The organism is Pengzhenrongella phosphoraccumulans, assembly GCF_045689905.1.
GTDB lineage: Bacteria > Actinomycetota > Actinomycetes > Actinomycetales > Cellulomonadaceae > Pengzhenrongella > Pengzhenrongella phosphoraccumulans.
Genome location: NZ_CP144210.1, coordinates 3,181,994 through 3,207,456 on the forward strand (window position 1 = coordinate 3,181,994; position 25,463 = coordinate 3,207,456).

The 25,463-nt window shown below is 70.5% G+C and carries 16 protein-coding genes; 6 read left to right on the forward strand and 10 right to left on the reverse strand.

Translation table 11 applies throughout. From position 1 onward, the window contains the following. Positions 1–131: 131 nt before the first annotated feature. The 5 genes from VTA80_RS14685 to VTA80_RS14705 all read right to left on the reverse strand — a co-directional run bounded on the left by VTA80_RS14685 (position 132) and on the right by VTA80_RS14705 (position 7,747). A complete protein-coding gene (locus tag VTA80_RS14685) occupies positions 132–3,899 on the reverse strand; it encodes a multifunctional oxoglutarate decarboxylase/oxoglutarate dehydrogenase thiamine pyrophosphate-binding subunit/dihydrolipoyllysine-residue succinyltransferase subunit (protein ID WP_407341834.1) in 3,768 nt (1,255 codons plus the stop codon). A gap of 216 nt (positions 3,900–4,115) precedes the next feature. Then, a complete protein-coding gene (locus tag VTA80_RS14690) occupies positions 4,116–4,934 on the reverse strand; it encodes an ABC transporter permease (protein ID WP_407341835.1) in 819 nt (272 codons plus the stop codon). Continuing rightward, the gene (locus VTA80_RS14695) at positions 4,931–5,896 is read right to left on the reverse strand and encodes an ATP-binding cassette domain-containing protein (RefSeq protein ID WP_407341836.1); all 966 of its coding nucleotides are present in this window, start codon (positions 5,894–5,896) and stop codon (positions 4,931–4,933) included. Before VTA80_RS14695 ends, VTA80_RS14690 begins: the two co-directional genes overlap by 4 nt. Next, positions 5,893–7,008: an ATP-binding protein gene (locus VTA80_RS14700; RefSeq protein WP_407341837.1), complete on the reverse strand. Its 1,116-nt coding sequence runs from the start codon at positions 7,006–7,008 to the stop codon at positions 5,893–5,895. Before VTA80_RS14700 ends, VTA80_RS14695 begins: the two co-directional genes overlap by 4 nt. A gap of 1 nt (position 7,009) precedes the next feature. Then, on the reverse strand, positions 7,010–7,747 hold the full coding sequence (locus tag VTA80_RS14705) for a response regulator (RefSeq protein WP_407341838.1): 738 nt from the start codon (positions 7,745–7,747) through the stop codon (positions 7,010–7,012). A gap of 199 nt (positions 7,748–7,946) precedes the next feature. On the opposite strand from VTA80_RS14705, the gene VTA80_RS14710 reads away from it, so the two are divergent. The 3 genes from VTA80_RS14710 to VTA80_RS14720 all read left to right on the forward strand — a co-directional run bounded on the left by VTA80_RS14710 (position 7,947) and on the right by VTA80_RS14720 (position 11,440). After that, the gene (locus VTA80_RS14710) at positions 7,947–9,278 is read left to right on the forward strand and encodes a hemolysin family protein (protein WP_407341839.1); all 1,332 of its coding nucleotides are present in this window, start codon (positions 7,947–7,949) and stop codon (positions 9,276–9,278) included. Then, on the forward strand, positions 9,275–10,324 hold the full coding sequence (locus VTA80_RS14715) for a hemolysin family protein (protein ID WP_407341840.1): 1,050 nt from the start codon (positions 9,275–9,277) through the stop codon (positions 10,322–10,324). Before VTA80_RS14710 ends, VTA80_RS14715 begins: the two co-directional genes overlap by 4 nt. Positions 10,325–10,585: 261 nt before the next feature. Continuing rightward, on the forward strand, positions 10,586–11,440 hold the full coding sequence (locus VTA80_RS14720; protein ID WP_407341841.1) for a M15 family metallopeptidase: 855 nt from the start codon (positions 10,586–10,588) through the stop codon (positions 11,438–11,440). 94 nt (positions 11,441–11,534) lie between these two features. Here VTA80_RS14720 and VTA80_RS14725 read toward each other — a convergent pair whose 3' ends face one another. After that, entirely contained in the window at positions 11,535–12,449 is a 915-nt protein-coding gene (locus tag VTA80_RS14725) for an aldose 1-epimerase family protein (RefSeq protein ID WP_407341842.1), read from the reverse strand. A gap of 133 nt (positions 12,450–12,582) precedes the next feature. Between VTA80_RS14725 and VTA80_RS14730 the strand changes: the two genes are divergently transcribed. Continuing rightward, positions 12,583–14,277, forward strand: a complete 1,695-nt coding sequence (locus VTA80_RS14730) for a DUF222 domain-containing protein (protein ID WP_407341843.1) — start codon at positions 12,583–12,585, stop codon at positions 14,275–14,277. Between the two features lie 120 nt (positions 14,278–14,397). On the opposite strand, the gene VTA80_RS14735 is transcribed toward VTA80_RS14730, so the two are convergent. The 3 genes from VTA80_RS14735 to VTA80_RS14745 form a co-directional block, all read right to left on the reverse strand. Continuing rightward, positions 14,398–14,559, reverse strand: a complete 162-nt coding sequence (locus VTA80_RS14735) for a hypothetical protein (protein ID WP_407341844.1) — start codon at positions 14,557–14,559, stop codon at positions 14,398–14,400. Between the two features lie 46 nt (positions 14,560–14,605). Next, positions 14,606–15,277, reverse strand: a complete 672-nt coding sequence (locus VTA80_RS14740; protein ID WP_407341845.1) for a PKD domain-containing protein — start codon at positions 15,275–15,277, stop codon at positions 14,606–14,608. 176 nt (positions 15,278–15,453) lie between these two features. Next, positions 15,454–16,182: a DUF6318 family protein gene (locus tag VTA80_RS14745; protein WP_407341846.1), complete on the reverse strand. Its 729-nt coding sequence runs from the start codon at positions 16,180–16,182 to the stop codon at positions 15,454–15,456. 161 nt (positions 16,183–16,343) lie between these two features. Here VTA80_RS14745 and VTA80_RS14750 point away from each other — a divergent pair, with 161 nt between their 5' ends. Together VTA80_RS14750 and VTA80_RS14755 are read left to right on the forward strand one after the other, a co-directional pair. Further along, entirely contained in the window at positions 16,344–17,474 is a 1,131-nt protein-coding gene (locus tag VTA80_RS14750; RefSeq protein WP_407341847.1) for a CpaF family protein, read from the forward strand. Next, positions 17,362–18,882, forward strand: a complete 1,521-nt coding sequence (locus tag VTA80_RS14755) for a recombinase family protein (protein ID WP_407345784.1) — start codon at positions 17,362–17,364, stop codon at positions 18,880–18,882. The genes VTA80_RS14750 and VTA80_RS14755 overlap by 113 nt, the downstream gene beginning before the upstream one ends. An 830-nt stretch (positions 18,883–19,712) precedes the next feature. On the opposite strand, the gene mobF is transcribed toward VTA80_RS14755, so the two are convergent. Continuing rightward, entirely contained in the window at positions 19,713–25,268 is a 5,556-nt protein-coding gene (gene mobF / locus VTA80_RS14760; RefSeq protein ID WP_407341848.1) for a MobF family relaxase, read from the reverse strand. Positions 25,269–25,463 lie beyond the last annotated feature (195 nt).

Below are 25,463 nucleotides of genomic sequence, written 5' to 3' on the forward strand. Positions count from 1 at the left end.
CCGATGGCACCCGCCGGCGGGTGCCCGTCCCAGTCTCCCGCGCGTGCGTCGTGAGACGGAACAGGCGCGCGGGCGACCAGGTGGGCATCGAACGGGGCCGGGCCCGATCAGGCGGCCCGGCCCCGGTGCGATCAGCGCGCGAACGCGGCCCGGATCAGCTCGGCCTGCTCGGCCTGGTGCTTCTTCGCGGAACCGGTTGCGGGTGAGGCCGACGGCGCGCGCGCCACGACGCCGAGCCGGCGGTCGAGGAGCGGCTGCGCGTTCATCGTCATGTGCGTCCAGGCGCCCTGGTTGCTCGGCTCCTCCTGGACCCAGAGCAGGTCGGCGTCGGCGAACGGTGCGATCGCGTCGCGCAGCGCCTCGCCGGCCAGCGGGTAGAGCTGCTCGAGCCGCACGATCGCCGTGCTGGTGTCGCCCGACTCCGTCCGGTGCGCGAGCAGGTCCCAGTAGACCTTGCCGGAGCAGAGCAGGACGCGGTCGACCTTCGAGTCGCGCAGGCCGGCCACGGCGACGTCGTCGCCGATCACCTCGCGGAACGTCCCGGTCGTGAAGTCGTCGACCGCGGAGGATGCCGCCTTGAGGCGCAGCATCGACTTGGGGGTCAGGACCACGAGCGGTCGGCGCGGCCGGGCGTACGCCTGGCGCCGCAGGAGATGGAAGTAGGACGCGGGGGTCGACGGCGCCGCGACCGTCATGTTGTTCTCTGCGCACAGCTGGAGGAACCGCTCCGGCCGCGCGGACGAGTGGTCCGGCCCCTGCCCCTCGAAACCGTGCGGCAACAGCAGCACGACCGAGCTGCGCTGGGCCCACTTCTGCTCGGCCGAGGTGATGAACTCGTCGATGATCGTCTGCGCCCCGCCGACGAAGTCGCCGAACTGGGCCTCCCACAGCACGAGCGCATCGGGGCGCTCGACCGAGTAGCCGTACTCGAAGCCGAGCGCGGCGTACTCGCTCAGCGAGGAGTCGTAGACCCAGAACTTGGCCTGGTCGCCGGACAGGTAGAGCAGCGGGGTCCACTCCGCACCCGTCTTGCGGTCGTGCATGACGGCGTGGCGCTGGACGAACGTCCCGCGCCGCGAGTCCTGACCCGCCAACCGCACGGGGGTTCCCTCGATCAGCAGCGAGCCGAACGCGAGGATCTCCGCGTAGCCCCAGTCGATGCTGCCCTCGCGGGACATGAGCTCCCGCTTGGCCAGCAGCTGGGCGAGCTTGGGGTGCACCGTGAAGCCCTCGGGCGGGACGGTGTGCGCCTCGCCGATCCGGGCGAGCACCGACGGCTCGACCGCTGTCTTCCAGCCGATCATCGCGCCGGCGTCTTCGAGCTGCGCGCCCGGGCGCTCGAGCCCGGCGACGGGCTCGGTCGACGGCGGGGCCGTGTAACCGCCCTCGCGGGTCTCGGTGAAGACCCGCTCGAGCTGGGCCTGGTAGTCCTTGAGGACGTGCTCGGCCTCGCCGAGCGTGATGTCGCCGCGCGCCACGAGCGACTCGGTGTAGAGCTTGCGCACCGAGCGCTTCGCCTCGATCAGGTTGTACATGAGTGGCTGCGTCATCGACGGGTCGTCGCCCTCGTTGTGGCCCCGGCGGCGGTAGCAGATCATGTCGATGATCGCGTCGCGGTCGAACTGCTCGCGGAACGCGAACGCGAGCTCGGCCACCTGCACGCACGCCTCGGGGTCGTCCCCGTTGACGTGGAAGATGGGCACCTGCAGGCCCTTGGCGACGTCCGTCGCGTAGAGCGTCGAGCGCGAGGAGCTCGAGCCGGTCGTGAAACCGACCTGGTTGTTGATGATGACGTGGATCGAGCCGCCGGTGCGGTACCCGCGCAGCTGGGAGAGGTTGAGCGTCTCGACGACGACGCCCTGGCCGGCGAAGGCGGCGTCGCCGTGCAGCAGGATCGGCAGCACCGAGAAGCCGTCCCCGCCGAGGTCGATCCGGTCCTGCTTGGCCCGCACGATGCCCTCGAGCACCGGGTCGACGGCCTCGAGGTGCGACGGGTTGGCCGCGAGGTACACCTGGGTCGTCGCCCCCGACTCGGCGGTGAACTGGCCCTCCGTGCCGAGGTGGTACTTCACATCGCCTGAGCCCTGGACCGACTTGGGGTCCTGGTTGCCCTCGAACTCGCTGAAGATCTGGCCGTAGCTCTTGCCGGCGATGTTCGCCAGGACGTTCAGACGCCCGCGGTGCGCCATGCCGATGCCGACCTCGTCGAGGCCGTTGTCGGCCGCCTTGGACAGGATCGCGTCGAGCAGCGGGATCACGGCCTCGCCGCCCTCGAGCGAGAAGCGCTTCTGGCCGACGTACTTGGTCTGCAGGAAGCTCTCGAACGCCTCGGCGGCGTTCAGGCGGCGCAGGATCCGCAGCTGGTCCTCGCGCGGGGTGCGCGCGTGACCGGACTCGAGCCGCTCCTGGAGCCAGCGCCGCTGGCGCGGGTTGGCCAGGTGCATGTACTCCACGCCGATCGAGCGGCAGTAGGAGTCGCGCAGGAGCCCGAGCACCTCGCGCAGGCTCGCCCGGGACTTGCCGCCGAACCCACCGGTCGGGAACTGCCGGTCGAGGTCCCACAGCGTCAGGCCGTGGTTCTGCATGTCGAGGTCGGGGTGCTTGCGCTGGTGGTACGCGAGCGGGTCGGTGTCGGCCATGAGGTGGCCGCGCGAGCGGTAGGAGTGGATCAGCTCGGCGATCCGCGCGGGCTTGCCGAGGTCGGCGTCGGCGTCGGACGACGGGTCCCGGACCCAGCGCACGGGCTCGTAGGGCACGCGGAGCGAGGCGAAGATGCGGTCGTAGAAGCCGTCCTGCCCGAGGAGCTTGACCCCGAGGATCCGCAGGAAGTCGCCCGACTGGGCGCCCTGGATGATCCGGTGGTCGTAGGTCGATGTGATCGTCAGGACCTTGGAGACACCCATGCGATTGAGCTGCTCGGCGGAGGTGCCCGCGAACTCGGCGGGGTAGTCCATCGCGCCGACGCCGATGATGGCACCCTGGCCGGCCATGAGGCGGGGAACCGAGTGGACCGTGCCGATGGTGCCGGGGTTCGTCAGGGTCAAGGTGGTGCCGGCGAAGTCGACGACGGTGAGCTTGTTGGCGCGCGCGCGCCGCACGACGTCCTCGTACGCCGCCCAGAACTGGGCGAAGTCCATGGCGTCGGTGCGCTTGATGCTGGGGACCAGGAGCTGCCGGCTGCCGTCCGGCTTGGACAGGTCGATCGCGAGCCCGAGGTTGACGTGCACCGGGCTGACGATCGAGGGCTTGTCGTCGACCAGCGCGTACGCGGAGTTCATGGCCGGCATCTCGGCGAGGGCCTCGATGAGCGCGAAACCGATGATGTGGGTGAAGGAGACCTTGCCGCCGCGGGTGCGCACGAGGTGGTTGTTGATGACGATGCGGTTGTCGACGAGCAGCTTGGCCGGGATCGCGCGGACCGACGTCGCGGTCGGGACGGCGAGGCTCGACTCCATGTTCGTCACGACGCGCGCCGCTGGGCCGCGCAGTCGGGTGACCTCGTCGGCGCCGTCGCTCGCGACCTCGCCCTGGTGCAGCATCGTGGCGAGCACCTCGGCGTACGGCGCGGTCGCGGGCTGCGCGGTGGCGACCGGGGGCGTCGTCGGCTCGGTCGACTCGTCCCGCTCGACGGCGGGCGCCGGGGGAGCGGTGGGCAGCTGCGGGGAGCGGGGCACGGTGGGGGTGGGTGCTGCCGCGGCGAACTCGGGCGGCGCGGCGGTGACCTCGGCGAGCGAGGCCGCGTCCGCCGCCTCGCTGGCCTTGTAGTCCTGGAAGAATTCCCACCACGCCGGATCGACCGAGTTCTTGTCCGTCAGGTACTGCTGGTAAAGCTCATCCACGAGCCATTCGTTGGCACCGAACTCGGCACGGATCGAATCCGCCTCAGACCTCTGGGACACGTAACGTTCGCCCGCTTCCGTCGCGGCACTGCGACCGCTTCGTTGGATCAAATGTTGGCTTTGAGCCTATGTCAGATTCACGGACGGCAGGTCGATCTGTCCGGCCCGTCGCCAGGCTGGTTGCGCATTCGGAGCAGCCGGGCCGACCTTGGCAAACGCCCGGCAATCAGGCCCTTGCGCGCGGCCCAAGGGCGGGTCGGCCGGAGCCCGGGAAGGTCAGGTGATGTCCCGGCGCAGCGTCGTGGCGCGGCCGATGGCTGCGAACACGATCGCGTAGGTGAGCAGCACGCCGAGACCCTGCCACGAGGTGAGGAGCCCGGCGGCCATGCCGGAGTCCGCGTAGAACGAGCTGCCCGTGATGGCCTCGCCCGCGGCGCCGGGCAGGAACTTCGAGATGCCTTCGGACCAGTCGAACTGGCCACCCGCGATCCGCAGGATCGGCTCGACGAACTGCGTGAAGGCGAGCACCACGACGATCACCGCGACCTGGTTGGTCAGCAGGGTCCCGAACCCGACCCCGACGACGGTCCACACGGTCAGCGCGAGCACCGACAGGCCCGCGCTGCGCAGCACGATCGGGTCGGACAGGTAGGTCGGTTCGCCCATCAGCGCGAGCACGGCGGCACCGGTTCCGACCGTGGACACGGTCCCGACCACCCCGAACAGCAGGCCGACCACGACGGACGACAGCATCTTCGCGGTCAGGAACACCGTCCGGCGGGGCTCGGCGAGCAGCGTCGGGGTGATGGTCTGGTGCCGGAACTCGCTCGTCATCGCGAGGGCGCCCACGATCACGGGGAAGACGTACCCGAGGGACGTGGCGAGCGTGTAGATGGTGCGGGCCACGGACTCGGGGGTCATGGGGGCCGCCTGGGATCCGGAGACCCCGGCGCCCATCGACGCTGGATCTTGCGTGAGGGCGAAGGCCATCACGCCGGCGAGGAACGCCATGTAGGCCCCCATGGCGACCAGCAGGATCCACCACATCCGGGTGGAGACGAGCTTGCGGTACTCGGTGCGCAGCGCGGCGTTCATCGGACCACTCCCTCGAGGCGGGGTTCGACGACGCCAGGACCGGCGCCCTCACCCACGAGGCGCAAGAAGATGTCTTCCAGCCCGACGTCGCGGGGGGCGAGCTCGTGCAGCTCGAGCCCCGCGGCGAACGCGCGCCCGCCGATCTCGGCCGCGGTGACGCGGTGGATCACCGCCACCCCGGGGGCCGTCGGGTCGACCGGTTCGACGCGGTCGGCCCAGCCCGCCTGGGCGATCAGGGCGTGCAGCCCGGCGGGGTTCGGCGTGGCGACCCGGACCGACGGCTCGGCCAGCGCCGCGAGCTGGGCCAGGGACGAGGAGTGCACCAGGCGGCCCCGGGCGATGATGACGACGTCGTCCACGGTCTGCTCGACCTCGGACAGGACGTGGCTGGAGACCAGGACGGTGCGGCCCTCGGCGGCCAGATGACGCAGCAGCCCCCGCAGCCAGGCGATGCCCTCGGGGTCCAGCCCGTTGGCCGGTTCGTCGAGGAGCAGCACGCGTGGGTCGCCGAGCAGGGTGGTCGCCAGCGCGAGGCGCTGCCGCATCCCGAGCGAGAACCCGCCCGAGCGGCGACCGGCGACCGGTCCGAGACCGACGAAGTCGAGCACCTCGCGGCACCGCGCGTCGCTGACCCCGGCCTGCGGGGCATACACACGCAGGTGGTCGAGCGCGCTGCGCCCCGGGTGGAAGCTCGCCGCCTCGAGCGCGGCCCCGACCGTCCGCATGGGCTGGCTGAAGCGCGAGTAGGCCTGCCCGCCGATGGTCGCCGTCCCGGCCGTCGCGCGGACCAGTCCCAGCAGGATGCGCAGCGTCGTGGTCTTGCCGGCGCCGTTCGGGCCGAGGAACCCGGTGACCCGACCGGGCTGCACGGTGAACGACAGGTCGTCGACCGCGCGGACAGAACCGAACGTCTTCGACAGGTGATCGATGGCGATCACGCCGTCGGCGGCTGAGGTGGTCACTCCACGCCTCTTTCTCGGTACGGCGCCACCGCCGTCGGAGGGCCGGAGGGCGGGTGGTGCATCGGAAGGGTCAGGCGCATTGTGCACCCGGTCGTGGTGTCGGCGACCTCGATGGTGCCGCCGTGAAGCCCGACGGCCCAGCGCACGATCGCGAGCCCGATGCCCGTGCCGCCGGTCGGGACCTGGCCGGTCTGCTTCGCGGAGTTGCCGCGGGCGAACCGTTCGAAGGCCAGCTCGCGCTGTCCCACCGCGATCCCCGGACCGAGGTCGACCACGTCGATCACGACGATCTCGCCGTGCTGCGTCGCGACCAGCGAGATCTCCTCGTCGACCGGCGAGTGGCGGACCGCGTTGTGCAGGAGGTTGGCGATCACCTGGTGCAGCCGCTCGGCGTCGGCCCGGATCACCAGGTCGGGCGGGCTCACCTTGACCCGGAACACCAGGTCCTTCGCCGTGCCGACCAGCAACGCGCGGTCGGCGGCCTCGCGCAGGAAGTCCCGGAGCGGCACGTCGGACAGGTCGAGCCCGACCGCGCCGGCCTCGACGCGGGACAGGTCGAGCAGGTAGGTGACCAGCCGACCGAGCCGCTCGGTCTGGGCAAGGGCGGTCTTCATCGCCTCGTGGTCGGGCTCGGTCACGCCGTCGACGATGTTCTCGAGCTGCGCCTGGAGCGCCGTGACGGGTGTGCGCAGCTCGTGGGAGACGTTGGCGACCATCTCGCGACGCAGGACGTCGGTCGTCCCGAGGTCCTGCGCCATCGTGTTGAACGCCTCGGCGAGCAGGCCGACCTCGTCGCGGCTCGTGGCGCGCACGCGCTGGGTGTAGTCACCGCTCGCCATCGCCTGCGCGGCCGCGGTCATGTCCCGCAGCGGCGACGTCATGCCACGCGAGAGAAGCCCGGTCAGGGCGAGCGACAGGATGATCGCGAGCGGCAGCGTGCGCGTGGGGCCGAAGTGGTAGTTCAGGCCGACCCACGTGAGGAACGCACCGAACGTCACGGTCACCGCGACGAGGATCCCGATCTTGACCCGGACCGAGCTGAACCGGTCGAGCGGCCGGACATCGGTGAGCCGGTCTCCGGCTGACCCGCGGACGTGGCGCGGGACGTCCACGTCAGACCTCGGCGGTGGCCGGGGGTTCAAACGCGTAGCCCACCCCGTGCACCGTTCGGATCAGGTCGGCGCCGAGCTTGCGCCGCAGCGCCTTGACGTGGGAGTCCACGGTCCGGGTGCCGCTCGCGTCGACCCAGTCCCAGACCTCGGCGAGCAGGCGCTCGCGCGTGAGCACCGTGCGCGGGCTGCTGGCCAGGGTTACGAGCAGGTCGAACTCGGTCGGGGTCAGGTGCACCTCGTCGGCGCGCCACACGCGGCGCTGCGCGCGGTCGATCACGACGTCGCCGATCTTGATCGGTTCGATCCTCGTCTGGTTCGACGTGCTGGCCTCGGCGGCGCGCAGCTCGCGCTCGGTCCGGCGCAGCAGCGCCTTCGAGCGCGCGACGAGCTCACGCATGGAGAACGGCTTGGTCATGTAGTCGTCCGCGCCGACGCCGAGGCCGACGAGCATGTCCGTCTCGTCGTCGCGCGCGGTGAGCATCAGCACGGGCACGGCCCGCTCGGCCTGGATGCGGCGACAGACCTCGAGGCCGTCGATGCCGGGCAGCATGACGTCGAGGACGACGAGATCGGGGTGGAGCCGCGACGCCGTCGCGACCCCCGCGTACCCGTCTGCGGCGATCTCCACCATCCACCCCTCGGACATCAGGCGTTGGGCGATGGCGGTGGCGATCGCGGGCTCGTCCTCGACGACGAGCACGACGATCCCGCTCGGTCGCACCCCAGACGTCACAGACATGGATCAAGCGTGTCACATGCCGCAGAACTTCGGGCTCCCGTATGATCGCCTCCATAATGCCCAGCTCAAGTAGCGGCCGGCAGTGCTCCTGTGCGGAACACCATGCCGGCCCCTCCACTGTCCTGAACTCCACCCACCTCCTGTGCACCGCGTCCTGCGCGGTGCGTCGTCGACCCCTGGCGAGCGGGGGTGTGGTCCCGTGCTGAGCGAGTGGCTGCTCGTTGCGCTCGGCATCGCGTTGACCTTCGGCACGGCGCTGTTCGTGTCGAGCGAGTTCTCGCTCATCGCGCTCGACCCGGGCGTGGTCGAGAGCACCCCCGGCCAGGGGGATCGCCGCGGCCAGTCGGTGCTCAAGGCGCTCAAGCACCTGTCGACCGAGCTGTCGGGGGCCCAGGTCGGCATCACCGTGACCACGATCCTGCTCGGGTACACGACCCAGCCCGCCGTCAACCGCCTGCTCAGATCGGTGATCGAGCCGACCGGGCTCGGGCGCGCGGTCGGCGGGATCCTGGCCGCGGTGCTGGCCGTGGTCCTCGTGAACGGCTTCTCGATGCTGTTCGGCGAGCTCGTGCCCAAGAACTTCGCGATCAGCCACCCGTTGGGCACCGCGCGCACGGTCGCGCCGTTGCAGCGCGGGTTCACGACCGCGCTGCGTCCCGTGATCGCGCTGTTCAACAACACCGCGAACGCCGTGCTGCGCCGGTTCGGCGTCGAGCCGCGCGAGGGGCTCTCGGGTGGCCGCTCGCCGCAGGAGCTGGCCTCGCTGGTGCGCCGCTCGGCCGCGATCGGCACGCTCGACGAGGCGACCGCGATGCGGCTGACGAACACGATCAGCCTCGACGAGCTCACCGCCGTGGACGTCATGACGGACCGGATGCGCCTCGTCGTCGTGCGTCGGCACGACTCGGCGGCCGACGTCGTCGCGCTGGCCCGCGAGACGGGACACTCCCGCTTCCCGGTGATCGACCGCTCGCCGGACGAGATCGTCGGCCTGGTGCACCTGCGACGCGCGATCGCCGTGCCGTACGAGCGTCGCGGTGACGTGCCGGCGGCCGCGCTCATGGTCGACGCCCCGCGCGTGCCAGAGACCGTCGGGGTCGGCCCGCTGCTCGTCGAGCTGCGCGAGTTCGGCATGCAGATGGCCGTCGTCGTCGACGAGTACGGCGGCACCTCCGGGATCGTCACGTTCGAGGACGTCGTCGAGGAGCTGGTCGGGGAGGTTTCCGACGAGCACGACCCGCGGCGGGCCGGCACCTCTCGCCTGCCCGACGGCGGTTGGGTCGTCCCGGGCGACCTGCGTCCCGACGAGCTCACCGAGGTCACCCAGCTCGTCGTGCCGGACGACGGACCGTACGAGACGCTCGGCGGGCTCGTGATGACGGCGCTCGGTCGTATCCCGGTCGTCGGGGACGAGATCGAGGTGCCCGGCGTCCGCCTGCGGATCGAGCAGATGGCCGGCCGGCGGGTCGAGCGGGTCCGTGCGACCCCGACCGATCGATCCAGCGCGACCGAGACCGGAGCCACGTCATGAGCAGCGGTACCGCACTGCTGATCGCCGTCGTGCTGCTGGCGGCCAACGCGTTCTTCGTCGGGGCGGAGTTCGCGATCATCACTGCCCGGCGCAGCTCGATCGAACCGCTCGCCGCGGCGGGCAACCTGCGCGCGCGGACCGTTCTCTATGCGATGGAGCACGTCTCGCTCATGCTCGCGTGCGCGCAGCTGGGCATCACGGTGTGCTCGACGAGCCTGGGGGTCGTGGCGGAGCCCGCCATCGCGCACCTGATCGAGGGCCCGCTGGTCGCCCTCGGGGCGAGCCCGAGCCTGGCGCACCCGATCGCGTTCGTCGTCGCGCTCGCGGTCGTGGTGTACCTGCACGTCGTGTTCGGCGAGATGGTGCCGAAGAACCTGTCCGTCGCGGGCCCGGAGCGAGCGGTCATGTGGTTCGGGCCGCCGCTGGTGTGGATCGCGCGGATCGTCGGGCCGCTGATCGGCGCGCTCAACTGGATCGCGAACCACGTGCTCCGGCTGTTCGGGGTCGAGCCCAAGGACGAGGTGGCCTCGGCGTTCACGGCCCAGGAGGTGCACTCGATCGTCGAGCGATCGCAGGCCGAGGGGCTGCTCGACGACGCACAGGGCCTGCTGGCCGGCGCGATCGAGTTCTCGGACCGCACCGCAGGCGATGTCATGGTGCCGGTCGAGCGGCTCATCACCGTCGCGGCGGGGGCGAGCCCCGAGGACGTCGAACGGCTCGTGGCCCGGACGGGGTACAGCCGGTTCCCGCTGGCGGGCCTGACGCCGGCCGACGGGATCACCGGGTACCTGCACCTCAAGGACGTGCTCTACGCGGACGCGAGCGAGCGGACGCAGCCCGTGCCGACCTGGCGCGTGCGGGGGCTGGCCGTGGTCACCCCCGAGGCGGAGGTCGAGGACGCACTCGCTGCGATGCAGGAGTCCGGTTCGCACCTGGCCCGGGTCGAGCAGGACGGGCGGTGCGTCGGGGTGGTGTTCCTGGAGGACATCCTCGAGGAGCTGGTCGGCGAGGTCCGGGACGCGATGCAGCGCGGACGGTTCAACTGAGACGTATGTCACACCGATAGGTCCTACCTGCCGATGGTGGTGAGGGGCGACACGCCGACTGACGTGCGGGAAACGCCGGAGTTCGGGTCCCGGTCGGCGTGTCGATCGGTGGGTTATTCCGATGTGGGGGATTTGGAACCGGTACCACGCACCGTTATGGTTCCGTTACCGCCCCAATGTTGGGTCCGACGCTCTGCGCCGGTCATGGACGCAGCGGTAGTGCTTTGTCCGCTGGTCGGTGAGCCGAGTCTCGGAGGTGTTGTGCGGCCCGAACGTGTCACGTCGTCGGAGCACGGCGCCCAGACCCGGCGTGAGCGTCGCGAGGCCGAGGCCTCCCTGCGACCCCGCACCGCCGGTCAGCGCATCGTGGACGCCGTCCCGCTGACCCGCCACCGGGTCCCGCAGGTGCGCCGCTGGCTGCCGCGCATGGTGCTGCTCAGCGCGTTGATGGGCATCACCGTCGTGCTTCCGCTCACCGGCAACGTCTCACCCGGGAACGGCACGTTCGTGGCCAACGCCGTCGCCGCCGAGGCCAGCCTGCCGGCCACCCTCGATGTGCTCGCCAGCTCGACAGTCGCCACGGTCCCGCCGGCCATCGCCGCGAGCGCCGTCGCGGCGACGCGCGCCGAGATCGCCGCGAGCCGCTCCGAGACGCGCAACCCGCTCCCCGGCTGCGATGCCTCAGTTCGCCCCGACGGGGCGAACGGCCAGCTCAGGACCGAAGACCTGTGCACGCTATGGGACGGCACGCAGCAGCTGCGGGGCGATGCGGCCTCGGCTATCGCGGAGCTCAACCTCGCGTTCAAGGCCCGGTTCGGCCGTGACCTGTGCGTCACCGACGCGTACCGCACCATCGCCGAGCAGCGCGTGCTCAAGGCGACCAAGGGTGGCATGGCCGCCGTTCCCGGCCGGAGCAACCACGGCTGGGGCCTGGCGGTCGACTTCTGCGGGAACGAGACGCGGGGCGCCGGCTGGACGTGGCTCAAGGAGAACGGCGCGATCTACGGCTGGGAGAACCCCCCGTGGGCGCTCAGCGGCGGCAGCGGCCCGCATGAGCCGTGGCACTGGGAGTACACCCGCGGCGTCAAGGCCGACGGCGAGTACTACAACTCCTGACGATGCGCGCGTGCTGACTCGCACGCGCTGCTGACGTTCTGCGGACGCTGACCCTCCGCCGACCGATCCCGTCGGGGACCGGCCGGCGTCGTCCTCAGATCAGCGTCGCGCCCCAGGTGACGGTGTGCTGGGTGCCGGGGGCGAGGTGGACCAGGCGGTCGCCGGTCCGGAACGCGTCCGCGATGCAGCTCATCGGCTCAGCGGCGAGGCCCTTGCGGCGCAGCGCGACCACGGTGAGCGCGTCGCCCGTGCAGACCTGCCACGTGTCCATCGAGTCGTCCATCCAGACGGCGGACGTGCGGCCGTCGGGGGCCGCCAGGTGCATCCAGGACAGGCCGTCCGCGTCGCGCAGCGCATCCACGTAGGCGTCGTCCAGCGCGATGCCGCGCAACGAGCGCGGGACGCGGAAGTCGAGGTCACCGATGGCCGGCTCCGTGCCGGTCGGCAGCAGCCGGTCGTCGATCGTCACGTGGGTGGCCGAGTCGAGGCGCAGCGTGCAGTCGTCGAGCGCTGCACCGGCGGGGGAGAGCCACGGGTGGAAGCCGACGCCGTAGGGCAGGGGGACGTCACCGTCGTTCGAGGCGGTGGTCCGGACGTGCAGACCGGCGTCGGACAGCGTGTAGGTGACCTGGAGGCGCAGCGCGAACGGGTAGCCCGGGGTCGGCACGAGCGCGAGGGCGAGCGTGACGGCGTCGTCGTCGTGCGTGATGACCGTCCAGCGCTCCCAGTTGGCCAGCCCGTGGAGCGCGTTGTTGCGCTCGGGCTCGGTGATCGGCACCTGGTAGGCGACGCCGCCGTAGCTGTACTGGCCGTCCGCGAGGCGGTTGGGCCACGGGGCGAGGATGGCGCCGTGGCCGGCCGGGGCCATCTCGTGCTCGCCGAACGAGTTGATCACGTCCCGACCGCCGACGGTGTACTCGCGCAGTGCGGCACCGACCTCGGTGATCGTCGCGCGGTGGTCTCCGTGGGAGATGCGGTACTGGGCGCCCGACGGCGCGTTGATAGTCACGCAGACACGGTAGGGGCGTGGGGCGCTGGGTGAAAATCGGTGCCGCGGGTGGATGCGGGGTCGGGGCACTGGGTCGGGCGTGGCGGGGTCGTTCAATCGGACAATGTGGGTGATCTGGGATAGAATCAAACACATGTTCGACGACGAGCGGGTGGGCGATGGTGATGACGCGGGTGACCGCGTGCTGGGCGTGCGAGACGTCTCGCCGCCCTGCAATGCCGATGCGTCGAGCGTGCGGGTTCCTGACTCCGGGGTCGTGGCGGCTGCGAGGTGGGGTGCTGCGTCGTTGCTGGCACCGTCGGCGGAGTCGGTGGCGTTCTGGGACGCCGCGGACGTGCCGGTCGCGGCGCCGGTGCCCCCGGCGGATCTGGTGGCGTTCTGGGAGTTCATCGACGCGCAGCTGGGCGAGCCTGAGCCGCCGGTGGAGTTCGGGGAGCCGGTCGTGGATGGGCTGGACGACTTCGCGCTGGTGGAGCTGATCGGGGATTTGGAACGTGAGGCGTCGTGCGCGCGGGCCCGGCAGCTGACCGTGGTGGAGGCCCTGTCGCGGCGAGCGTCGATGAACCCGTTCTGGCCGGTGAAGGTCTCCCAGCCGAACATCACGGCCGAGGAGGTCGCGGCCGCCCTGGGCACCTCCCGCGCCGCGGGCCGGACCCTGGTGGACACCGCCCGGCTGCTGGCCGGCCCCCTGATCCCCACCGCCGCCGCCCTGCATGCCGGTCACATCGACTGGGGCAAAGCCAAGATCTTCGCCGCCGTCCTGGGTGACGTCGCACCCCAGGTCGCAGTGGACGTGCAGGCCCGGGTGCTGCCCGACGCGGGTCGGCGCACCCACGCCCAGCTGCGCCGGGACCTGGCCCGGGCGTTGATCGTGGTGGACCCCACCGACGCCGAACAACGCACCGTGCGCGCGGTCGACAAACGCCGCGTATGCCGACCCAAGCGCCTGGCGGACGGCATGGCCGGCATCTGGGCCGTGCTGCCCGCCGCGGTGGCCACCCAGATCGACGACGCCCTGTCCGCTGCGGCCCGCACTGCGCGCACCGCCGGCGACCCCCGCACCCCCGACCAGCTGCGCGCCGACACCCTTGCCGCCGCCCTGACCGGCACCTGCGGTCACGGGCCGCTCGGGGTCGGGGCGTTCGCGGCCGGGTCGTTCGGGCCCGGGGCGTCGATCGGCGGGTTGACCGGAGTCGGGAGCTGCTGTGTCGGGGCGTTCGGGTCCGGGGCGTCCAACGGTGGTTCGTGCGCCGCGGGGCCGTCGGCGGCCGGGACTTCCACCTCCGGTGCGTGCGGTCGGGGGTGTGCCGGGGTGCGCGTGGACGTGACCGTGTCCCTGGCCACCCTGCTCGGGCAGGACGAGAACCCCGGGGAGCTGGTCGGCTACGGGCCCATCACCGCGCAGACCGCCCGCCGGTTAGCCACCGCGGGCACGTGGCGGCGCCTGGTGACCGACCCCACCTCCGGCACCGTCCTGGACGTCGGCACGACCCGCTACCGGCCCCCCGGCGACCTCGCCGCGATCATCCGCGCCCGCGACACCCGCTGCCTGTTGCCGATCTGCGAGATCCCGGCCCACCGCTGCGAGCTGGACCACCGCGACCCGTTCCACCCCGACGGCACCGGCGGATCCACCTCCGCAGCCAACCTCAACCCGCTGTGCAAACGCGACCACCTGATCAAGACCCACGCCCGCTGGCACCTGACCCGATCCACGGACGGCACCGCGACCTGGACCACCCCCACCGGACACACCTACCGCCACCGACCCGAACCACCCCCCGGACACGAACCCCCACTCGCCTGGGACGACACACCACCGTTCTGACTCGACCCGCGGTACGGATCTGCGCTGTCGGGGAGTGTCCGATAGACGGTGTCAACTGTCGATGCCCAGCAGTTGGGCTGCGGCCATGTGCCGCACCGGCGCGCGAGGGCACGGTGCCGGTCAGCGGCGAGCGGCGTATTCAGGTGCGGCCTGGATGACCTGGTTGGAGGCTGGGGGATGGGGTGCGAACTGATCGCTGAGGACCGATCCGGCGGCGATCGATCCGGCGAGAAGGGCCGCGACCGCCGCGATGAAGCCGGCGGTCCATCTCAGGTTGTGCATGGAGCGCGCTGCCTTTCGCGGGGTGTTGCCGGATCTCATCGCATGCTCAGGTGGGGTCGGCGACGAGGTGGGGTTGGGCGGTGTGGACGGTCAGGGGGTCGCTGGTGGTGGTGGTTTGGGCGGTGCCGGTGATGGGTTGCCAGGTGGTGTAGCCGTCGATGAGGAACTCGCCGGTCCATCGGGTGGTCAGCGTGAGGTGGTGGGTGCCGGCGGTGCGGTAGGTGTGGGTCAGGCTTTGGTGGGGGTAGGGGTGGCCGGGGTCGGTGGTGGTCAGTGGGGTGGTGTGGTCGTCGAAGTCCCAGGTGAACTCGCTGGGGGTGGCGCGCACGGTGACTGCGACGCCCAGGACGGTGGTGCGCAGGGTCTGGGGTGGGTTGGGGGTGAAGACGATGGTGGGGATGTTCGCCAGGGTCCACCCGGTGGGGGGTTCGATGGTGATGGTGGACGGGGTCAGGGGCAGGCGTTGGAAGTCGGTGGTGGTCAGGGTCGGGAAGCCGGGGTCGGTGGGGCAGGTGCTGGTTCCGGCGAGCAGGTTCCAGGGGGTCCACCCGGTGGGTGTGGTCGCATCGGCGGTGCGGGTCCACAGCGGGGGAAGCGCGACTTGTCCTGCGGGGCAGGTCGCCGACGGCACTGGTGCGGCGCCGTTGGGGCAGTCCGGGGTGTCCAAGGTCCCCAACGCCGGGTTGGGACACTGCGCGGTGCGCAGATACGCCACCACCGGTCCCGCGGTATCGGTTGACGTGAAAGTTCGACTCGGGACCTGAACGGCACCGTCAATGATGGCGGCATCGTCTTCGGCACGGCCGCCGATCTGCGGTTCGAACGCAGAGCCGATCCCCGTCGACGAAAGAAGCAGGCAGACGGTTCCGAGGACCACCTTCGACGCAATGGCCATCACTGTTCGATCACTTCGCTCATTGCTGCCCGGACACGCCAGGTCGGGTCTCGTTCCAGAACTGCGTTGACACTGGCCGACTTGGTGCCCGGACCTGAGGACGTCACAGTCCCTGAGCTATTGATCTCTTGAAACGGGGCCTGAGTAACGGTGAGATCCACCCGAAAGACGTTGGGGGCTACGCCAGGCGTCACCGCTGATGATGTGATCGTCAACTCCCCTCCGACGAGTCTCGCCTCAGATGCTGCTGCACCTTGGACATCCGACGTCAGTCCGGAGCAGAACACGCATGCGGGGTCACTCATCGCCTGCAATTCGTCCAGGTCGCCAGTGGCATAGGCATACGAGTACAGGGAGATGAAGTACGTGGCGGCGGCGATGGCGCCTTCGGCGTCGTCGCGGTCCATCGCGGCGGGGCGCTGCGGGGGTGCGATGGGGGTCGGGGTGGGGGACGGCGTCGTCGTCGGCCCGGCGGGGTGAACGATGCCGGGGGTGCCGGGTGCTGATGGGGCCGGCGCCGCCGTGGCTGTGCACCCGGCGAGGGTCAATGCCGCCGCGAGCGCCAGGGTCGTGGCCCGGATGACACCGAGCCAGAGGATCCCCGCGCTGGTGCGGGTGCCGGCCCTGGTGCGGGCGCGACCGTCGGGGCGAACCCCCGCGAGCGGTCCGGGGGCGCGCCCGTCGCCGTCGTGCATCACCCGCCTGGACTGCCCCCCGCGCTGCGCCATGGCGCGACCGTAGCCGAGATGTCCGGTTCCGCACGGGCTTTCGTACCGGTTGTGGACAGTTCACACCGGTGTCCACAAATCATGCCAAGTCCGTGCGAAATGCCCTGGTCGTCACCTACTGTCTCGATCACCGCGCACGCGGATCGTCGACGGGGGCACACATGGACGGGGTCGACCTCCTCGAGACCGAGGTGCGCGAGCTGATCCGTCGTCGCGGCCTGGACCCGGTGCGTGATCACGAGGGGATCCGCGAACTGGTGTCCGACGTCGTCGCTGACTACGACGAGCGCTCCCTGCTCGGCACGGTTCCGCCGCTCATTGATTCGGCGGGTGCGATGAAGGCCGTCGTGGACGCGGTCGCGGGCCTGGGACCGCTGCAGAAGTACCTCGAGGACGACGAGATCGAGGAGATCTGGATCAATGCGCCCGCGCAGGTGTTCGTCGCACGCCGCGGCGAGCCCGAGCTCACGACGACGATCCTGACGAGCAGTCAGGTCCGCGACCTGGTCGAACAGATGCTGAAGGTCTCGGGCCGTCGGCTCGACCTGTCGAGCCCGTTCGTCGATGCGTCGTTGCCGGGCGGCGAACGCCTCCATGTGGTGATCCCGGACGTGACTCGGCAGCACTGGGCGGTCAACATCCGCAAGTACGTGGTGCGGGCGAACCACGTGGACGACCTCGTGGCACTCGGATCGCTCACCCCGCACGCGGCGACCTTTCTCGGTTCGGCGGTGGCCGTCGGGCTCAACGTGCTCGTCGCGGGGTCGACGCAAGCGGGAAAGACCACCATGCTCAATGCGCTCGCCGGTTCGATCCCGGCGCGCGAGCGCATCGTGACCTGCGAAGAGGTCTTCGAGTTGCGCATCATGCACCGCGATGTCGTCGCGCTGCAGTGTCGCCAGCCCAGCCTCGAGGGAACGGGCGAGATCCCGCTGCGCCGACTCGTCAAGGAAGCCCTGCGGATGCGTCCGAGCCGCATCTTGATCGGCGAGGTCCGCGAGGCAGAAGCGCTCGACATGCTGGTGGCTTTGAACGCAGGGGTTCCAGGGATGTGCACCATCCACGCCAACAGCGCGCGCGAGGCGCTGACGAAGATCTGCACCCTCCCGCTGCTCGCGGGGGCTAGAACACAAAAAGGAGAGGGTTTCGGCTACGCTGTTACGTGTGACCGAGCGCGCGATCCTCTACGGCCGAGCTTCGCGCGACCCCAGAGGTGGCGGCACGAGCGTTACCAAGCAACTCGAGCGTGGCCGCGACTTCGCGAGTCGGGAGAACCTCGAGGTCATAGCTGAAATCCGCGATGACAACAGGTCGGCGTCCCGCGGGTCGGGGGAGCGCGCGGGCTTCGCGGAGGTCCGCGCACTGGTCGAGCGCGGCGCGGCAAATCTGCTCGTATTGTGGGAGGTGTCGCGTTCATCTCGCGACCTCGAGGAGTTCATGCGACTGGTCAACGCTTGCTCGGACAGCGGCCTGCAGATCGCTGTGTCCGGGACTCGCTATGACCCATCCAAGGTCGACGACTGGTTGCCCCTCGCCTTCCAAGGGGTGATGGCGGAGGCGGAGGCGCGGCGGATCAGGCAGCGCAACGTTGACAGCGTCGAGACCAACGCGAGGCGCGGGACCCCCCACGGCAGGATCCCGTACGGCTACCGTCGCGTGTACGACCCGCAGACTGGTGTGCTCCTCAACCAAACTCCGTACGATGAGCATGACCCGAGTCGCCTTTCGGCCAGCGCACAGATTCTTGCGGACGCTGGTGAGGCGGTACTCGAAGGCGTCTCACTTCGCCAGATATGCCGTGAGTTGAATGCCAGGGGTGTCCCTACACCGCGGAAGCCACGAACGAAGACGTTGGCGGATAACCCGGCGGGTGTGGTGAATTCCTGGGAGCCGAGCACACTGCGACAACTTCTCCTGAACCCGACGATCGCGGGACGGCGCGTGCATCGACGCGAGGATATTGGCCCTGCGGCCTGGGAACCGATTGTCGACTACGGCACGTGGCTGCGCTTGCGGAGCTTCCTGAAAGACCCGACGCGGCTTACAGTCTCCAATCCGCGCGGCCCGGCGCCCAGGCACCTGCTATCTGGCATTGCAAAGTGCGGAGAGTGTGGCGCCCGTTTGAAGGCCGCGATCAACAGGAACAGGATGCCGCGAGCCTACACATGTCGGAACGAAGGCTGCATGACGATCACCGCCGCAGCTGATCGTGTCGACGAGCACGTCGAGGCCGTCCTCCTGGCGCTCTTTGGGCGGCCGGACTTCCAGAGGGCCCTCGCGTCTGCCCATAGGCGTAGGGAACATGCTGCAGAAGATGGACTTGACGTCGCTTCGCGAATCGCAGAGAAGGAGACCGAGTTCGAGACGGTCGAGGAGTTGCGTGAGGCTGGCGAATTGACGCTACGTGCCTATGCGGCTGAGACGAAGCGGATTGAAGCCGCTATCGAGCAACTCCAGAGCGAACAGGTCGCCAGTGTGTCGCCACCTGCCTTGCGACGCCTCCTCACGGCCGCCACCCTGCAGGCCGGCTGGGAGTCGGCTGATCTGGTAGACAGACGCGAGGTTGTGCGACTGCTGCTCGATGTGACGATCAAGCGCGCCACTCTCCGAGGCCGACTATTCGACGTTCGTAGGGTCGATGTGACCCCGAGCGATGTACTCCTGCAAGGTGCTCAATTCGTTTCTCACACTCAGACTTAACCTGCTCGCCGCTCGACTTCAGATTCCCGACTGCCTTGATCTCGGTCGTGACCTCGCCCGAGGAGTGCGTTAGCGCGGGAGTAGGAGGTCGATAAGGCGGTCTGCGATGCCGTCGCTCGGAACGGGGAACTGCGCCGCAATCTCGTCGACAGGCGACCGGCCCTTGGTCGCGAGGTCGGTGATTCTGGTTGGTCGGCCCGTTCGCACAGGAGCGGGAGGACTGTGACTCCCTTCTGTCGATGAGACGAATTGCGCCACTCGGTCGGCCTCGTTCGCGCTCATGGCCGCGCACCACAGTCCGAGGGTTTGGTCGCCGTGGTTTGGGTCGTCCTCGGTGGGATCGAGTTCACGGGTGCTTCCTCTTCCGACCCGTGGGCGGTGCGCTGCAAAGGCTCCCGCAGCTCGCCGCGAGTCGCGCCAGCCTCTGGGCTGCGATGGTGACGCATCGCGGCGCGGTCGACCGGAGTCTCACGACCGTCGGGGTAACGCTCATCGCAGCCTCCCTCGTGCGAGTAGGGAGCCCTCACAGTGAAGTAAGGGTCTTGCCGAAACCCTGACAGTTGTGGCGGTCGTCACTGTTGCCGCGGCCGTGTCCGAGACCGATCCGCAATGGACAACGTCTCCGATCACCAAAGGCAGATGGCCTCCGTTCGGTGCTCACTTCTCTCAATCGAGTCTGACCAGAAGTCAGTGCGCGCTTGCCTTCTGACGGCAGTCCCGCACTCACGTCGTAATGGGACGCGCGCGGCACGGGCACGCGTCTGCGAGGACGCCCCGACGCTTACGCCCTTCCTGGCCGGAACGAGGCTGTCCGGTCGCGGATAGCGCACCTAGAGGCGCGGCACAATGGATCTTGGGAACGTCGACGACGGCGCTGGAGCGACCCTCGGGGACTGGGCTGATCGCCTGAGTTCCCCGTCACTCTCGTTCGCGACAGCAGCGCGATCCCGGACAACGCTCAGGTGGTCGGCACTCTCGGCGACGACGGCGCGCGGGTCGTGGTCCCAGCGCTGGATCGCTCGTGCGAGCGTTCGGCGCACGGCCGCTTCGGGTACGCCGGTCCTCGCGGCGATGATCGTCACTCCTTGGTCCCATGTCGCCGGTTCAGCGGCGGCGAAAACCGGCGTCAAAGCGCGGACCGCGTCCAGTCCGGACAGGTGGTCCAGCCGCTCGCTCACGAGAGCGTCAGACAGCGGCTCGTTGTCGTGAAGCACGGCCCGAAGACCCTCGGGGCCGGCGGCTTCCAGGATGCTGGCCGGGTCGCTGCCCGGACGCAGGCGGACCGTAGTGGGGGTGAGTGCGTGCTGGGTGAGTAGCCAGTAGTGACGCTGCGCGGCGATCTGTCCGGCGAGGTCGGCATCGGTCGCGACGATTGGCGATACTCCGGCGCGAATGGCTCCGGCGGCAATATCTGCCGCCTGATCCTCAGTGAGTGAGGTACCCAGGGGCGCCACCCCGACGTAGCGCCCTTGACCGGCCAGGGAAACTGCCAGTGCGTCCAGGGGGCCCTCGACGAGGACTGGCGTGGCGCCGGGAGGCAGTTCGTTGCCTGCCGTGAACAGTTGGGCGCCCTTGCGGAAGAGCGGCGTCTCCGGGGTGTTGAGGTACTTCGGCCCGCCGGTCTGGTCGCTCGCCTCGGGGTGGCGGCGGGCCACGAAGCCGAGGGGTTCGAGTTGGCCGTCGGCGGCGAGGCGGGTGATGGGGAAGATGAGGCGGTCGCGGAAGCGGTCGATGAGGCGACCTGTTCGAGCAATGCTGGCCAGGCCGGATTCGGTGAGCTCCAGGTCGGTGACTCCCTGGTCGCGCAGGTGGTCGACGAGCCGGGTCCAACCGGCGGGGGCGTACCCGGGGAGGACGTACCGGTCGCCGGTGAAGTCGGTGTGGAGCCGTTCGGTCAGGTAGTGCTGGGCCCAGGAGTCGGGGAAATGGCGCACGTAGAAGTCTGTGGCGAGTCGGTTGAGTTCGAGGATGCGGGCGGGGCTGACGGGTGCCATGGCGGCGTCGAACTCCCGCGCGGCCTGCGCGTCGATCATTCGGTCGGTGGGCGGCAAGATGGTGGCGTGGGCTCGCGCGGCCGCCGCGAGGGTGAGGAAGGCCTCGACGAACGCGGGGTCGTCGAAGGGATCCGTCGCCGCGGGCTCGTTCGGCTCGGGAACGAACGGGTCATCGTCGGCCTGGTCGATTGCGGGCATCAGGTGCCGCCACTCGTCGTCGGTGGGGGCAACGAGCCCGTGTTGCGGGTCGTCCTGCCTGAAGGGGTCGACGTCGTCGCCACAGTGGGCGAGGACGTGCGTGTACCGCTCGGGGTCGTCTGCGACGGAGTCGGTGAGGACGGAGATCCGCCAGGCGAGTGCCTGGCACGGGTCGTCGTCGTCGTCGACGATCGGAGACGCGAGCAAGCTCTCGACGGTGGTGCCGCGGGCGACGGCGTGGTCGACAGTGGTGACCAGTGCTGGCCACCACGGGCTGGCTTGGAGCATTTGGGCGGTGTCCTGGCCGACGAGGTTGCCGAGGCGGGGAGTCCACGAGGTGGCGAGGTGGTGGTCGGACTCGGCCTGTGCGGCGACGGCGGGGGACAGCCGTCCGGTGATGCGCCACCAGAGGGCCGCTGCTGCGTGGTCGTCGGGAAGGGCGCCGTCGGCCAGGGCGCTGCGCACGATCTGCGGGGTGTCGAGGCCGGCGCGGGACAGTGCCGAGAGTCGCTCGGCGAGCACGGGCACGAACGGGTCCCGGGCGGCGAGAGTGAGTGCGCGGTCGAGTAGGGGCTGCCATTCGGCGAGGGCCGGGGTGTGGTGGGTGGCGAGGCGGGCGTCCAGTGCCCGCTGGTATCGGGCGGCGGCCTTGCCGAGCTGGGGGGCACCGGTGGGGCGTCGGTCGCTGTTCGGCACCGCGACGGCTGCGCGCCAGATGGAGACCTGGACGAGTAGGTCGTCGTCGGGGCGGCGCTGTCCGGTGCGGGCCCACTGCGGCATCGAGTCGTCCGATCGCGCCTGCTCGGTGACTTGCTGGGTGAGGTCGCGCACCTGGGCGGCGCGGGCTGCCAGGTACGGCCCCCACTGCGGGTCCTCGCCCAGCGTCGCGGGGATGCCGGGTAGCCAGGGCAGCGGGCCGGTGCCGGCGTTGCGAAGGCCGGTGTCGTCCAGCCGCCAGTCGAGCACTGCGGCGACGTCGTCGGCGGTGTCCAGCTCGCGTGCACCCGCGGCGGCGCGCAGGTGAGCGACGGGGTCACCCTCGTGTGCTGCGAGTAGGAGCAGGTGCGCGCGCAGGGTCGGCCACGCGGCGGCCTGGGTCAGCTCGGGCACCACGAGGTCCGCGGCGCGGTCGAGGCGTTCGACCTGCTGGGGTCCGAGCAGCTGCTCGGCGCCGACGTACAGGGAATCGACGTACCGGGCCGCCGCCTGGCCCAGCAGGGTCGTGGGGTCGTTGGCAACGCGGCGGGTGGTGTGCGCGGACTGGGCGGACTCGTCGCGGGCCAGGATCCGCTCGAGCAGGTCGGTCGCGGTGAGCGGGTGGACGTACTCGGGGCGGATGACGTTGTGCTCGTCGCCGTCGCCGACGACCTCCAGGTACAGGTGGTTGGCGGCCTTGCCGCGCGTGACCGCCGTGTAAGCGAGTTGCCGGGACTCCTGCCCGGTGAGCAGGGTGTGGCTGGTGTCCGCCGTGACGCCCTGAGCGGTGTGGATCGTGGTGGCGTAGCCGAGGCCGACCGAGGTGCGCACGTAGTCCGACGGCAGATCCACGCTGCAGCCGCTGGCGGTGTGCCGGACGGTCAGCGACCCGGTGGAGTGCACGGCCGTGACGCGCCACCGGTCGCCGTTCTTGACCCAGTCGGTGCCGGTGACGCGCAGCTGGCGGTTGTTGGCCCGGGTGATGACGACGTCGCCGGCCGAGGCGGTCGACCCGTCGGCCAGAGCCGCGGTGCGCTGCGGGGTCTGGCCGTTGAGCCGGTGGGCGCGGGCGCGGTCGTTGAGCTCGCCGACGAGCTCGCGGGTCGGGGCGAGCATGACGGCGTCGCGGCCGCTGGCGCGGTCTGTGCGCCAGGCGTCGAAGACGTCGTCGGTCAGGGTGGTGAGGTCACCGACGTGGATTCGGCGGGCGTCGAGGTAGAAGCCGAGCGACTCGGGCAGCCCGTCGCGCAGGGCCAGGGATGCGGCGCCTTCGGCCGGGTCGGCGAAGCGCATCAGCTCGGTCAGATGCAGGGCGCCGTGGGTGGCGCGTACGTCGCGCAGCACCCCGCCTGCGCCGATGGCGGACAGCTGCTGGTCGTCGCCGACCAGGCGCACCGACCCGCCGCGGGCGGTGACGAACTCGATCAGGCGGTCCAGGGAGAGGGTGTCGGCCATGCCGGCCTCGTCCACGACGACCAGGCTCGCCGGGCCGATGCGCCGCGCCCAGCCGGGCAGGTGCTCCGGATCGTGGTCCAGGTGCCACAGGAGCTTGGCCATGGTGTCGGTGCGGGCGGCGATGGCCTCGCCCAGGACCGTCGCGGCGGTGGCGGACGGCGCCAGCCCGACGACGTCGCCCCCGCCAGCCGTCCACGCAGCGGCCAGGGCACGCATCGCGGTCGTTTTGCCCGCTCCGGCTGGGGCGATCGCGAGCTGGACCCGCGCACCGGAGGTGGCCATCTGTGTGACCAGGGCCGCCTGCCCGGCGTTGAGGGGCAGGCCGTCCGCGGCTGACTGGCTGAGTGCCTGCCCGACGGCGACGGCGGTGGCGCGGGTGCCGTCGTGCTGGCCTGCGTGGGCGACGATGCGCGCCTCTGCCGCGAGCAGGTCGGGGGAGGTGAACAGGGTCGATCCGGCGACCGTGTACACGCTCGCGCCGTCGCTTCGGCGCAGCGCGACGGGCGTCTCGATATCCCGCTCGGAGCGGGTGAGCGGCACCGATCGGCGGGTCAGGACCTCGTCGATCAGGAGCCCGACGACCCGCTCGACGTCCCGGGTGCGTATGTCGACGCCGCGGATGCGGCGCTGGGCTTCGGCCTCGACGTGCCACCGCTGCCAGTAGGAGCGGTGCGCTTGGAGTGTGTTCTGGATGGTGGTGGCGGTCTCGCTTACCCAGGCGGCGTCGACCCGACGGGTGGGCGCAGAGGCTGGGCGCAGGACGCGGCGCAGCATCGCCTGCACCCTGCGTTCGCTGCCGAGGACTTGCCGCGCTTGGGTCGCCCAGGTGGTGCGCTGCTCGGTGAGGCTGCGCGGCTCGTGCTTGCCCTGCCGGGTCTCCAGGGTTGCCTGCTGGGCGAGCTGCACGGACTCCACGGGTGTGGGCGGGCGCCCGTGGGTGGCCTGGAAGGTGCTGGCCAGCTCGGCGCGGCGTACCTCGATGCTGGCTCGTCGGGCGGACCACCGGGACGCCAGCGCGGGGTCGACGCCGACGATCTCGCGGACCGGGCGATTGCGCGGGTCGTCCCCTGTCCGGGCCTCGAACCGCACGCCGCGGGTGTCGGTGAGGTGCCGCTCGAGCGCGGTGTTGTAGGTCTCGGACGCCGCGACCGTGGCAGCGAAGATCAGCCGCCCATCGATGGCTAACCATCGACCCTTCTCGCGGGTCTGGACCTTGTTCGCGACAGCGACGTGGGTGTGCAGATCGGGGTCGCCGGCACGGCTATCACGGTGCGTGAACGCGGTCGCGACCAGGCCGCGGGTCTCGACCTGCCGGACGCCGTTGGTGCCCTCGCGGGTGAACAGCGCGGTGTTCTCGAGGAACGCCAGGGCGTCTTTGACCGCCGCCTGGTGGGCCCGCTCGATCGCTGCCGCGGTCGGTCGGTCGGCGATCGCCCACAGCGTGCTCACGCTCTTGACCGGGGAGAACGTCAAGTCGTATCCGGCCACGGCGTTGGTGCGCGGGCGGGAGTGCTTGGCGATCGTGGCCGCCAGCTCACGGGCGTCGGCCGGCTCGCGGCCGTACTCCTCGCGGAACAGCTCGGCCGCGACCTGGGTCCGGATGCGCGCCCGATCGGCGAGCGACACCGGGTCGGCCGATCGCCGCCCGCGGCTGGCGTTGAGGGCCGCTACTTCCTTCGCCACCCGGATGCGGAACGCCGAAGTGTCGTTCGCGTAGACCCGGAACGGGGTTCCCAACCACGTGGTGGTCTCCTGCTGGCGCTCGTTGAGTCCGGCGCCGGCGCCGGCGGCGCGCAACTGCTCGGCCAGCGGGTGCTTGCCCGCGCCGAACAGGTTGCGCATCTGCTCGGCGGTGACCTCGTCGCCCTCATTCAGCCCGTCGATGCCGACCAGGCCCGACCCGATCCACGTGCCCGGGGCCTCGCCCTTGGCCGCGTAGTAGGACGCGAGGCTGGCGTGGCCCTTCTCGGTCGCGTCCTGAGCTGCGACCTGGCGAGTCAGGTAGTCGTACCCGCTCCCGGCCGTCAGCTTGTGGATCGACATCGTCACACCTCCCGAAGGCAACTGGGTCGACCTCGGCGGTCGGTGCTTGAGGTTTCAACTACCGGCAATGCAAGAGGTGTGTGGGGCAGTGCTTGGGGGTTTTCGGGTCGTGTCGAAGCGGTGCTGTGGTCGGTCGTCGTCGCTGCGGGGGACGACGTCGGCATTGCGTGGGCTGGGTGGTGAGCGCGTGGGGGT

Bases quoted from the DNA above. Each gene is read 5' to 3' on its own strand.
- VTA80_RS14705 (WP_407341838.1), bottom strand. From the start codon at position 7,747: ATGTCTGTGACGTCTGGGGTGCGACCGAGCGGGATCGTCGTGCTCGTC.
- VTA80_RS14690 (WP_407341835.1), bottom strand. From the start codon at position 4,934: ATGAACGCCGCGCTGCGCACCGAGTACCGCAAGCTCGTCTCCACCCGG.
- VTA80_RS14745 (WP_407341846.1), bottom strand. From the start codon at position 16,182: ATGGCGCAGCGCGGGGGGCAGTCCAGGCGGGTGATGCACGACGGCGAC.
- VTA80_RS14750 (WP_407341847.1), top strand. From the start codon at position 16,344: ATGGACGGGGTCGACCTCCTCGAGACCGAGGTGCGCGAGCTGATCCGT.
- VTA80_RS14735 (WP_407341844.1), bottom strand. From the start codon at position 14,559: ATGCACAACCTGAGATGGACCGCCGGCTTCATCGCGGCGGTCGCGGCC.
- mobF (WP_407341848.1), bottom strand. From the start codon at position 25,268: ATGTCGATCCACAAGCTGACGGCCGGGAGCGGGTACGACTACCTGACT.
- VTA80_RS14715 (WP_407341840.1), top strand. From the start codon at position 9,275: ATGAGCAGCGGTACCGCACTGCTGATCGCCGTCGTGCTGCTGGCGGCC.
- VTA80_RS14730 (WP_407341843.1), top strand. From the start codon at position 12,583: ATGTTCGACGACGAGCGGGTGGGCGATGGTGATGACGCGGGTGACCGC.